This window comes from Roseateles sp. P5_E1 (genome assembly GCF_054049335.1).
Map to the genome: position 1 here is coordinate 1 of NZ_JBFUMN010000093.1, position 11,924 is coordinate 11,924.

The window sequence follows — 11,924 nt, forward strand, 5'->3', positions numbered from 1 at the left end:
GACCCACTCCATCGCCTGGGAACACCAGGCCCGCTTCTCGCCGGACGGCAAGCAGATCGCCTTCCTCAGCGACGCCGGCGGCGGCGACAACATCTGGGTCATGAACGTGGACGGCAGCGGCGCCCGCGCCGTCACCAAGGAAGACTTCCGCCTGCTGAACAACCCGGTCTGGCACCCCAGCGGCAAATACCTGCTGGCACGCAAGCACTACACCGGCACGCGCAGTGCGGGCTCGGGCGAGATCTGGCTCTTCCATGTCGACGGCGACGCGGCCAAGAACAAGGGCGTGCAGCTCAACGAGAAGCCCAACTGGCAGAAGGACCTCGGCGAGCCGGCCATGTCGCCGGACGGCAAATACCTGTATTACTCGCAGGACACGACACCCGGAAAGACCTTCGAATACAACAAGGACAGCAATGGCGAGATCTACAAGGTCTACCGCCAGGACCTGAGCGACGGCTCGGTCGAGGCCTTCGTTCAAGGCCCTGGTGGCGCGGTGCGGCCCACGCCCTCTCCGGACGGCAAATACCTGGCCTTCGTGCGCCGCGTGCGCAACCAGAGCACGCTATTTCTGAAGGACCTGAGCACCGGTGTCGAGCGCCCTGCGTGGAGCGGCCTGTCGCGCGACCTGCAGGAGATCTGGGCGATGTGGGGCGTCTACCCCAGCTTTGCGTGGATGCCGGGCAGCAAGGAGATCGTCGTCTGGGCCGAGGGCAAGATCTGGCGCGTCGACCCCTTCAAGGGCACGGCTGCCGACATTCCCTTCCACGTGAAGGACACGCGCGAGCTGCGCGAGCCGATGCGCTTTGCGCAGGACGTCGCGCCCGCCAAATTCGCGGTGCACCAGTTGCGCGGCGCCCAGGTGTCACCAGACGGCAAGCGCGTCGTCTACTCGGCCCTGGGCTCGCTCTACGTCAAGGATCTGCCTGACGGCACACCGCGCCGGCTGACCAAGCAGGACGAGTCGTTTGAGTTTGCGCCCAGTTGGGCGCGCGACGGCAAGAGCCTGGTGTTTGCGACCTGGCGCGACGACACCCAGGGCACGATTCGTCGCCTGGACATCGCCTCCGGCAAGGAGACCGTGCTCGTCAAAGAGCCGGGCAAATACCTGGAGCCGCGCCTGTCGCCGGACGGCAGGCAGGTGGTCTACCGCAAGGTCAAGGGCGGCGGCCTGACCAGCCCCTGGCACAGTCTGGACACCGGCCTCTACCTCGCCGCGGCCGATGGCTCGGGCAAGCCCGAGCGGATAGCCAAGGAGGGCAGCGGCGCGCAGTTCGGTGCGAAGAGCGACGAGCTCTTCTTCACGAAGACGAGCAGCACCAGTGAGGTCGAGCAGCGCTTCTCGCTGACCCGACTGAACCTGCGCGACCATAGCGAGACCGAGGTGGCGCGCAGCGACGCGGCGGCCGAGTACAGCGTGTCACCCGACGGCCAGTGGCTGGGCTTCGTGGAGCGATACCACGCCTACGTAACGCCGCTGCCGAACGTGCAGGGCCAGTCCGGCAAGACCATCACCGTCGGCGCCAAGATGGACGCGCTGCCGGTGCGCCAGCTCGACGTGAACGCCGGCTCGGCGCTGCACTGGAGCGGCGACAGCAAGAAGCTGCATTTCACGCTGGGAGATGAGCTCTTCACCGCGAACGCCGAAGGGAAGGACAAGGCAACCAGCCAGAAGATCGGCTTCGAGCAGGCCAGCGACAAGCCCACGGGCAAGGTCGCACTGACCGGCGCCCGCATCGTGACGATGAAGGGTGATGAAGTCATTGAGGGCGGCACGGTCCTGGTCGACGGCAACCGCATCGTGGCGGTCGGCAAGGACGTCGCGATTCCCGCGGACGCCAAGCGCATCGACGCCAGCGGCAAGACCATCGTGCCCGGCTTCATCGACGCGCACTGGCATGGTTCCATGAACGACTCGGGCCTGATCCCGCAGCAGAGCTGGGTCAACCTCGCCTCGCTGGCCTTCGGCGTGACGACGCTGCACGACCCGTCCAACCTGAGCTCGGCCATCTTCACGCAGGCCGAGATGCAGCGCGCCGGCCTCGTGCTGGGCCCGCGCATCTACTCGACCGGCACCATCCTCTACGGTGCCCGCACGCCCTTCTATTCCAACGTCAACAGCCTGGACGACGCGCTGACCCACCTGAACCGCCAGAAGGCCGAAGGCGCCATCAGCGTCAAGAGCTACCAGCAGCCGCGCCGTGACCAGCGTCAGCAGGTGCTGGAAGCCGCACGCCAGACCGGCATGATGGTGGTGCCCGAAGGCGGCTCGCTATTTCAGCTGAACATGAGCATGATCGTCGACGGCCACACGACGGTGGAGCATGCGCTGCCCGTCGCCGAGGTCTGGGACGACGTCAAGCAGCTGTGGAGCCAGACGGCAGTGGGCTACACGCCGACGCTGAACGTCGGCTACGGCGGCCTGGACGGCGAGCACTATTGGTACGCCCGCACCGACGTCTGGAAGCACCCGTTGCTGAGCCGCTACGTGCCGCGCACCGTGCTCGAGCCGCGCTCGATTCGCCGCGAGACCGCGCCCGAGGAAGACTTCAACATCATCCGCGTGGCCCGCACCGCGACCGCGCTGTCACGCGCTGGCGTCAACACGTCCATCGGCGCCCACGGCCAGCGCGAGGGGCTGGGCACGCACTGGGAGATGTGGATGTTCGTSMTSGGCGGCATGACCCCGCATGAAGCCCTGCGCACTGCGACCATCAACCCGGCACGCAACTTCGGCTTCGACAAGGACCTGGGCTCCATCGAACCCGGCAAGCTGGCCGACCTGGTCGTCATCAACGGCAACCCGCTGGCCGACATCCGCCAGAGCGACCGCATCGCCCAGGTGATGCAGAACGGCCGCCTGTTCGACGCGATGACGATGAACCAGGTCGCCCCGGTGGCCAAGGCGCGCAAGCCGCTGTTCTTCGAAGGCGCCGACGGCCAGACCATGCCCATCGACAGCGAGGCCCTGGAGTCGGGCCATCTGGGTGACTGAGTCCGGACCGAGGACAGGCCCTGCGGCCTGTCCGACGCCGGACGAAGAGCCCTCGGCCTAAGAGCCGAGGGCCGAGCTCACGCGGCGCCGCCAGAGCAGGAAGGCGGCGCCCAGCCCGATGAGGAGGCCGGTGCCCGGTTCGGGCACCGGCGCTGCCTGCAGGTAGTTGAAGCCCGAGCCTGAGGTCAGCGTCACCTGGCTTTGCGGCACGCCGTTGAGCGAGACCGTCATGCCGCCCCAGCGCAGCGTGTGCCCCAGGTCGAAGGCGGCCGTGGCCAAGGCGCCGCCCTGACCGTTGTATGCGGTCTGGGCCGACGCTTCCAGCTCCACATACAGGGGCAGCATCTGGCCGGTGTTGATGGTGGCCGTGCCGTGCAAAGTGCCGACAGGGTCACCCACATAGCCGTGGATGGCCAGCGTCGGGGAGTTGTTGTACAGATGCCCTCCGGCGCCCAAGTCGAAGGCGCCACCACCCACGTCGGCGCGCACCTGCCAATTCGCCGCAGCCTCATTGGACGCGCCGACACTGAAGCTGCCACTCAGCAGCAGATCGAATTGCACGACCACCTGGGTGCCCGCGGCAACCCCGGCCAGATCCAGCTTGAAATCGTCGCGGAAGGTCGCCCGGGCCAGGCTGTTCAGGCTGCCCGTCGAGGTGCCGTCCATCTTCAGGGTGCCGGCCTGTGCGAAGGCATGGGCGGCGCCGCTGGAATTGAAGCCGCCGGTCACGAGGCCGCTGCTCAATTCAGCGGTGCTGGGCTGGGTCAGCAAGGTATTCACCGGGCCGGTGCCGCCGAAGAAATTCGGGTTCACACCCAGCTGCACCGTGACACTGGTGACGGCTCCGGCGGGGGCCGCCAAGGAGGCAATCGCTAGGGCAAGCGCGGCGCGGATGGGCAACATGGCGGCTCCTCATAAATGATGGCCGCGAGTCTGCCCCTAGCTGCTTGCGCGGACAGCCCCCTAGATGTGAATAGAATCCTCACTCGTCAGGAGAGCGCCCCGCTGAAGTTGGGGGCCGCCGAAGGCGCAGGGTCTAGCGATCCGAACGCTCAGGCAAAAGGACTGACAAACGTCTTGAGTGGGCGCCACCAGTGGCAGACACTCCCGACGTTCCTCACTGGAGAGAAGCCGGCCCTCGAGCCGGCTCACCGAAGGGGCAAGCTTGCGCGGGACTGCACACCGCCTTGTCAATCTCTCAGGTACCCCGGACAGCGAGGACATCCAAACCCGAATTTCGTCGGAGCACTTGATGTCCTCTTTGCTGCAAACGCCCCTGCACGCCCTTCACGTCGAACTCGGCGCCAAGATGGTGCCCTTCGCCGGCTACGACATGCCGGTGCAATACCCCGCCGGCGTGATGGCCGAGCACAAGCACACGCGAGCGGCCGCCGGCCTGTTCGATGTGTCGCACATGGGCCAGGTGCGCCTGGTCGGCTCGGATGCCGCCGCTGCGCTCGAGACCCTGGTGCCGGTCGATATCGTCGACCTCGGCGTCTTCAAGCAGCGCTACGCCCTGTTCACGAACGACCAGGGCGGCCTGCTGGACGACCTGATGGTCTGCAAGCGGCCCGACGACCTGTTCGTCGTCGTGAACGCCGGTTGCAAGGAGCAGGACATTGCCCACATGCAAAAGCACATCGGCTCGCGCTGCGAAGTCATCCCCGTGCCCGAGCGCGCGCTGCTGGCGCTGCAAGGCCCGCTGGCCGTCGACGCGCTCAGCCGCCTGATTCCCGGTGTCGAAAAGCTGACCTTCATGACCGGCGGCTTCTTCTATGTCGACGGCATTGACTTCTTCCTGACCCGCTCGGGCTACACCGGCGAGGATGGCTTCGAAATCTCGGTCCACCAGGATCACGCGATCGCCTTCGCCCGCAAGCTGCTGGCGCAACCCGAGGTCAAGCCCATCGGCCTGGGCGCGCGCGACTCGTTGCGCCTGGAAGCCGGCCTGTGCCTCTACGGCCACGACATCAACGAGACGACCACGCCGGTCGAAGCGGCCATCACCTGGGCCATCCAGAAGGTGCGCCGCGCCGGCGGCGCGCGTGCCGGTGGCTACCCGGGCGCGTCCGTCATCGATGAGCAACTGGCCAACGGCGCGGCTCGCAAGCGCGTCGGCCTTATTGGCAAGGAGCGCATGCCTGTGCGTGAGGGCGCCAAGATCGTGGCGGCCGACGGCACCGAAATCGGCGTCGTCACCAGCGGCACACTCGGCCCCACGGTCAACCAACCGGTGGCCTTGGCCTACCTCGACAAGGCGCATACCGCAGCCGGCACCGAWGTCTTCGCCATCGTGCGCGACAAGCGCACGCCGATGGTTGTTTCCGCCACCCCCTTCACCCCCAACCGCTACTACCGCGGCTAAACCTCTCGGAGCCTGAACGATGAGCATCAAGTACACCCCCGATCACGAATGGCTTGACGTCCACGGCGACGGCACGGCGACGGTCGGCATCACCGTGCACGCGCAGGACGCGCTGGGCGACGTGGTCTTCGTGGACCTGCCCGAAGTCGGCAAGACCTATGCCGAAAAGGAAGTCGCCGGCGTCGTCGAATCCGTCAAGGCCGCGGCCGATGTCTACATGCCCGTGGACGGCGAAGTCGTCGAAGTGAACGAAGCCCTGCGCGACGACCCGGCCCTGGCCAACACCGACCCGCTCAAGGCCGGCTGGTTCTTCAAGGTCAAGCTGAGCAACCCCAGCCAGCTCGATGCCCTGATGGACTCGACCGCCTACGACGCCCTGTTGAAGACCCTGTAAATCCTCGAAGCAAGACCCGCCATGCCGACGCCGCTTTCTCAACTCGAAGACGCCTCCGAATTCCACGCCCGCCACATCGGGCCGGATGCCGTCGATGAATCCCTGATGTGCGCCGCCGTCGGCGTGGCCAGCCGGACCGCGCTGATCGACGCGGTCGTGCCGAAATCCATCCGCCGCGCCCAGGGCATGAAGCTGCCCGCGCCCATCACCGAGGCCGGCGCGCTGGCCGAGCTGAAGCTCATCGCCGGCAAGAACAAGGTCTACAAGAGCTTCATCGGCCAGGGCTACTACGGCACCCACACGCCGGGCGTCATCCTGCGCAACATCCTCGAGAACCCCGCCTGGTACACGGCCTACACGCCCTACCAGGCCGAGATCTCGCAGGGCCGCATGGAAGCCATCCTGAACTTCCAGACGATGGTGACCGACCTCACCGGCATGGACATCGCCAACGGCTCCATGCTGGACGAGGCCACCTCGGCCGCAGAAGCCGTCACGCTGGCCAAGCGCGGCGTGAAGAGCAAGAGCAACACGCTGATCGTTGCTGGTGACGTGCACCCGCAGACCATCGAAGTCATCCAGACGCGTTGCGCGCCGTTGGGTATCGACGTGAAGGTCGGCATGGCGCCCGCGCTGATGGCCGAGAACGACTACTTCGCCGTCGTCTGCCAATACCCCAGCACCACCGGCCTCATCCATGACCTGAAGGTATTTGCCGACCAGGCCCACGCCAAGAGCGCCGCCTTCATCGTCTGCACCGATTTGCTCGCGCTGACGTTGCTGGTCTCGCCTGGCGAGTTCGGCGCCGACATCGTTGCCGGCAACAGCCAGCGCTTCGGCATGCCCATGGGCGCCGGCGGCCCGCACGCCGCCTTCCTGGCTTGCAAGGACGAATTCAAGCGCTCCATGCCGGGTCGCTTGGTCGGCGTCAGCAAGGACGCGCAAGGCCACCCGGCCATGCGCCTGGCGCTGCAGACCCGCGAGCAACACATCCGCCGCGAGAAGGCCACCTCCAACATCTGCACGGCGCAAGTGCTGCCGGCCGTCGTGGCCAGCATGTACGCGGTCTATCACGGCCCGCAAGGCCTCAAGCGCATCGCCGAACGCGTGGCCAGCTACACGGCCATCCTGCACGCCGGCCTGACGCGCATGGGCGCCAAGGTCGTCACGCCGCATGTGTTCGACACGCTGCTGGTCGAGTGCGATCCCGCCCCGATCATGGCCAAGGCCGTGGCCGCGCAAGCCAACCTGCGCAAGATCAGCGACAAGCACGTCAGCATCGCGCTGGACGAGACGACGACGCGCGCCGACATCGAGGCGGTCTGGAGCTGGTTTGCACCCGCCGGTGCGGCCGTGCCGACCGTCGCCGAGTTCGCCGCCGGCATCGACAGCCTGATCCCGGCGCAGCTGCGCCGCACGAGCGCCTACCTGACCCACCCGGTCTTCAACACCCACCACAGTGAAACCGAGATGCTGCGCTACATCCGCAGCCTGTCGGACAAGGACCTGGCGCTGGACCGCAGCATGATCCCGCTGGGCTCCTGCACGATGAAGCTCAACGCCACGGCCGAGATGATCCCCATCACCTGGCCGGAGTTCGCGGGCGTGCACCCCTTCGCGCCGCAGGACCAGCTGGCCGGCTACACCGAGCTGGACCAGCTGCTGCAGAACTGGCTGACCGAGTGCACCGGCTATGCCGGCATCAGCCTGCAGCCCAATGCCGGCTCGCAGGGCGAGTACGCCGGCCTCTTGGCCATCAAGGCCTGGCATGAGTCGCGTGGCGACCACCAGCGCAACGTCTGCCTGATCCCCGAATCCGCACACGGCACCAACCCGGCGTCGGCCCAGATGGTGGGCATGCAGGTCGTCGTCACCAAGTGCGACAAGGAAGGCAATATCGACCTGGTCGACCTGAAGGCCAAGTGCGAACTGCACGCCGCCAAGCTGGCCGCCATCATGATCACCTACCCCTCCACGTATGGCGTGTTCGACACGCACGTGAAGGAAATCTGCGCGATGGTGAAGRCCCACGGCGGCCGCGTTTATGTGGACGGCGCCAACATGAATGCGCTGGTYGGCGTGGCGGCACCCGGCGAGTTCGGCGGYGACGTSWSCCACCTGAACCTGCACAAGACCTTCTGCATCCCGCACGGCGGTGGCGGCCCGGGCGTCGRCCCGGTCTGCGTCGTCGAAGACCTCGTGCCCTTCCTGCCCGCGCACCGCACGGCGGGCCTGGGCAAGGCCACCAACATCGGCGCCGTCTCCGCCGCACCGCTGGGCAACGCGGCCGTGCTGCCGATCTCGTGGATGTACATCCGCATGATGGGTGCCGAGGGCCTGAAGAAGGCCACCGAGGTGGCCATCCTGTCCGCCAACTACGTGGCGGCCCGCCTGTCGGACCACTACGACATCCACTTCAGCGGCAACATCGACGGCGTCAAGGGCGGCGGCGTGGCCCACGAGTGCATCCTGGACCTGCGTCCGCTGAAGGASASCTCCGGCRTCRGCGCWGAGGACGTGGCCAAGCGCCTCATCGACTWCGGCTTCCATGCGCCGACGCTGAGCTTCCCCGTGGCCGGCACGCTGATGGTCGAGCCGACCGAGAGCGAGTCCCGCGCCGAGCTGGACCGTTTCATCGACGCGATGATCCAGATCCGCCAGGAGATCGCCGACGTCGAGTCCGGCAAGGTCAGCCGCGAGGACAACCCGCTGRWSAACGCGCCGCACACCTCGATGGTCGTCAGCGCCACCGACTGGACCCACGGCTACAGCCGCGAAGCCGCCGCCTTCCCCCTGCCCTCGCTGCGCCGCCAGAAATACTGGTCGCCGGTGGGCCGTGTGGACAACGTCTGGGGCGACCGCAATCTGTTCTGCAGCTGCGTGCCGCTCAGCGAGTACGAAGAGGCCTGAGGCTCAGGCCATGCGGGTTCGCTGGTATCGGAAAACAGACGACATCCCGGTACCGGTTCTAGCCCTCGTGCGCCACCTGCACCCGATCACGCCCGGCCGCCTTGGCGGCATACAAGGCTTCATCGGCGGTCTGTACCAACAGCTCCGGGTGGCGCTCGGCGCCGGGCACTTCGGCTGCCAGCCCGATGCTGGCTGTGACGTGGCCGGTGGGGCTGGCCGGGTGCGGCAGCGCCCGCGCTCGCAACGCGGCGACGATGCGCTCGCCCAGCGCCTGCATCTGCATGGCGCCGGCACCGGGCACGATGAAGGCGAACTCCTCGCCGCCATAGCGGGCTACCAGCTCGCCGCTGCGGCGGCCGATGGTGTCGGTCAGCACCGCCGCAATCTGGCGCAGGCAGTCGTCGCCGGCGACATGACCCATGCTGTCGTTGTAGGCCTTGAACAGGTCGGCGTCGAGCAGCCCCAGGCCGAGCGGCTGGCCGGCCCGCTGGGCGCGCGCCCATTCAGCAGCCAGCACCGCATCGAAATGCCGGCGGTTGGCCAGCCCGGTCAGGCCGTCGGTCTGGCTCATCAGCTCGAGCTGCCGGTTGGCGGCCTCCAGCGCCGCGGTGCGCTCCAGCACGCGCGCCTCCAGCACGCGTTCGCTGTCGGTCAATGCCTGCACGCGGGCCTGCTCGGCCTGCAGCGCGCGCGCCTGGGCCTGCTCCTTGTCGGCACGCATGCGCGCGTAGCGGTCGGCCAGTGCCAGCGACAGCAGCAGCAGGTCGACCGCCGAGCCGGCCTGGGTGCCGGCGCTGGTGATCAGGTTGCTGGGCAGCACGCCCAGGTTGCGCATATGGCCCAGCAGCACGGCCACCAGCAGCACGCTGAAGGCCACGACGAAGAAGTAGGCACTGCGCTGGCGCTGCAACGTGCCGGTGATGCCGCAGGCCAGCAGCAGCGCGGCCGTCGTGGCGCTGCAGACGGCCCAGAACGGCGCCGTCTGCGCGAACCAGCCCATCAGCAACGGGATGAGCAGCACATTCAGCGCGATCAGCGCACGCAGCCCGAGGTCCAGCCGCGGCATGGTCTGTGGCGTGCGCAGCATGCGGCGCGAGAACATCATCAGCGCGATAGCCGCCACCGAGCCGGGCACGTTGACGCCGCGCTGCTGCCAGAAGGGGGCATCCGGCCAAAGGAAGTTGGTGCCGATGCCGGTGAAGCAAGCCAGCGACGCCGCGATGCTGCCGGCGAACAGCACGTACCAACCGAACGACGCGTCGCGCAGCAGCAGGAAGATCACCAGGTTGTAGAGGCCCACGGCCAGCGCCAGCCCGAAGTACAGCATCTGCACGGCCAGCCGGCGCTGGTCGAAGTGCGGAAAGACATCGGCGCGCCACAGTCGGGCCGGCACGATCAGCGAATTCGCGGACGCCACCCGCAGCACCAGCGTCCGGGTCTCGCCCGGGGCCAGCGTGACCGCCACGGCGAAGTTGCCGCCCGGCCAGCGCCGCTGGGCAAAGGGGCGCTGGTAGCCGAGCTCATGCCTGATGGCGGTGCCGTCCGGCGCGAGCAGGATCACGTCGAGGTATTGCAGCAGCGGATAGCTGATGTCCAGCATGGCCTGCACCGGCTGGCTGCCGCCGTTGCGCAGCGGCAGGCGCAGCCAGACCGCGGCCCCGGTGTAGCCGAACGACACGGCCTCGCCGCCGGCCGTGCTGGGCTGCCAGTCGCCACGGGCTGCGGCCGCCAGATCCAGCTTGCGGTCCGGGTCCTGCAACAGCTCCCAGTGCGGCCCCAGCGCCAGCCCATCGGCCGGCAGGGCCTGCAGGTCGACACCACCCGCCCAGGCGACGCCCGACAGCAGCCACAACATCCCCGCCACCCACCACCGCCAGGCTTGCTGGCGCCCACCCAAACACCTCTTCAGCATGGGGCGGGAGTGTAGGCAGCGCCCGCACCCGCTTCGCTGAAAGGCTTCCACTCATTGCCCGAAAGGCCTCCCATGGCAGTCTCCGTCTTCGACCTCTTCAAGATCGGCATCGGCCCGAGCAGCTCGCACACGGTCGGGCCGATGCGCGCGGCGCGGCTTTTCGGCCTGCGGCTGCAACACGACGGCCTGCTCGACCAGGTGGCGCGCGTGCAGGTCATCCTGTACGGCAGCCTGGGCGCCACCGGCAAGGGCCACGGCAGCGACAAGGCGGTGCTGCTGGGCCTGGCCGGGCATGAGCCTGACACAGTGGACATCGAGGCCATCCCGGCCTTGATGGACACCATCCGCGCAGGCGACTTGAACCTGCTCGGCCAGCACCAGGTCGCCTTCGACGAAGCCAAGGACCTGGTCTTCAAGCGCCGCGAGACGCTGCCCTTCCACGCCAACGGCATGCGCTGCATCGCCTTCGACGCGGATGGCAACGAAATCGCCAACCGCGTCTACTACTCCGTCGGCGGCGGTTTTGTCGTCAGCGACGAGGTGGCGGCCGACGGCAGCAAGCAGAAGGTCATCGCGCCAGACACCACCGTGCTGCCCTACCCCTTCAAGTCCGGCGACGAGCTGCTGGAGCTGACCAAGCGCCACGGCATCTCCATCGCCGAGCTGATGCGCCGCAACGAATGCCATTGGCGCACCGAGGCCGAGATCGACGCCGGCCTGATGAAGATCTGGGGCGTCATGCAGGCCTGCGTCACGCGCGGCTGCAAGACCGAGGGCATCCTGCCCGGCGGCTTCAAGGTCAAGCGCCGCGCGGCCCAGCTGCACCGCGACCTGACAGCCAACCCCGAGGCCGCGCTGCGCGACCCACTGCAGGTGATGGACTGGGTCAACCTCTACGCGCTGGCGGTCAACGAAGAGAACGCAGCCGGTGGCCGCGTCGTCACGGCGCCTACCAACGGCGCCGCCGGCATCGTGCCCGCGGTGCTGCACTACTACACGCGCTTCGTGCACCATGCCAATGAACGCGGCGTCGTCGACTTCCTGCTGACCGCCGCAGCCATCGGCATCCTCTACAAGGAAAACGCMTCCATCAGCGGYGCCGAGGTCGGCTGCCAGGGCGARGTSGGCGTGGCCTGYTCGATGGCTGCAGGGGCCCTCTGCCAGGTGATGGGCGGCACGCCCGAGCAGGTCGAGAACGCCGCCGAGATCGGCATGGAGCACCACTTGGGCCTGACCTGCGATCCGGTCGGCGGCCTGGTGCAGATTCCCTGCATTGAGCGCAACGCGATCGCGTCGGTCAAGGCCATCAACGCGGCGCGCATGGCGCTGCGCGGCGACGGTACCCACT

General features: G+C 67.7%; 7 protein-coding genes and 2 riboswitches. Of the genes, 5 read left to right on the top strand and 2 right to left on the bottom strand.

Annotated elements, in window-relative coordinates; genetic code table 11:
* A partial coding sequence (locus tag ACXJKJ_RS29295; RefSeq protein WP_457394683.1) for an amidohydrolase family protein occupies positions 1–2,995 on the top strand: 2,995 nt, incomplete at its 5' end.
* Positions 2,996–3,052: 57 nt separating this feature from the next.
* Here ACXJKJ_RS29295 and ACXJKJ_RS29300 read toward each other — a convergent pair.
* A complete protein-coding gene (locus ACXJKJ_RS29300) occupies positions 3,053–3,898 on the bottom strand; it encodes a PEP-CTERM sorting domain-containing protein (RefSeq protein WP_457394686.1) in 846 nt (281 codons plus the stop codon).
* 77 nt (positions 3,899–3,975) lie between these two features.
* Positions 3,976–4,073, top strand: a riboswitch (glycine riboswitch).
* Positions 4,074–4,105: 32 nt separating this feature from the next.
* Positions 4,106–4,220, top strand: a riboswitch (glycine riboswitch).
* 27 nt (positions 4,221–4,247) lie between these two features.
* Between ACXJKJ_RS29300 and gcvT the strand changes: the two genes are divergently transcribed.
* Genes gcvT through gcvP form a run of 3 tightly spaced genes read left to right on the top strand, consistent with a single transcriptional unit; the run spans position 4,248 to position 8,664 of the window.
* Entirely contained in the window at positions 4,248–5,360 is a 1,113-nt protein-coding gene (gene gcvT, locus ACXJKJ_RS29305) for a glycine cleavage system aminomethyltransferase GcvT (protein ID WP_457394688.1), read from the top strand.
* A 19-nt stretch (positions 5,361–5,379) separates the two neighbouring features.
* Positions 5,380–5,754: a glycine cleavage system protein GcvH gene (gene gcvH / locus ACXJKJ_RS29310; RefSeq protein WP_056197006.1), complete on the top strand. Its 375-nt coding sequence runs from the start codon at positions 5,380–5,382 to the stop codon at positions 5,752–5,754.
* Between the two features lie 21 nt (positions 5,755–5,775).
* Positions 5,776–8,664, top strand: coding sequence for an aminomethyl-transferring glycine dehydrogenase (gcvP, locus tag ACXJKJ_RS29315; RefSeq protein ID WP_457394691.1), 2,889 nt, complete (start codon positions 5,776–5,778; stop codon positions 8,662–8,664).
* A 58-nt stretch (positions 8,665–8,722) separates the two neighbouring features.
* Here gcvP and ACXJKJ_RS29320 read toward each other — a convergent pair whose 3' ends face one another.
* A complete protein-coding gene (locus ACXJKJ_RS29320; protein WP_457394694.1) occupies positions 8,723–10,576 on the bottom strand; it encodes a sensor domain-containing diguanylate cyclase in 1,854 nt (617 codons plus the stop codon).
* Between the two features lie 72 nt (positions 10,577–10,648).
* Here ACXJKJ_RS29320 and ACXJKJ_RS29325 point away from each other — a divergent pair.
* The coding region (locus ACXJKJ_RS29325) for an L-serine ammonia-lyase (RefSeq protein ID WP_457394697.1) at positions 10,649–11,924 on the top strand (1,276 nt) is incomplete at its 3' end.

What these genes read in the sequence shown, in the direction of transcription:
- ACXJKJ_RS29300 (WP_457394686.1), bottom strand. Translation starts at nt 3,898, where the DNA reads ATGTTGCCCATCCGCGCCGCGCTTGCCCTAGCGATTGCCTCCTTGGCG.
- gcvH (WP_056197006.1), top strand. Translation starts at nt 5,380, where the DNA reads ATGAGCATCAAGTACACCCCCGATCACGAATGGCTTGACGTCCACGGC.
- ACXJKJ_RS29320 (WP_457394694.1), bottom strand. Translation starts at nt 10,576, where the DNA reads ATGCTGAAGAGGTGTTTGGGTGGGCGCCAGCAAGCCTGGCGGTGGTGG.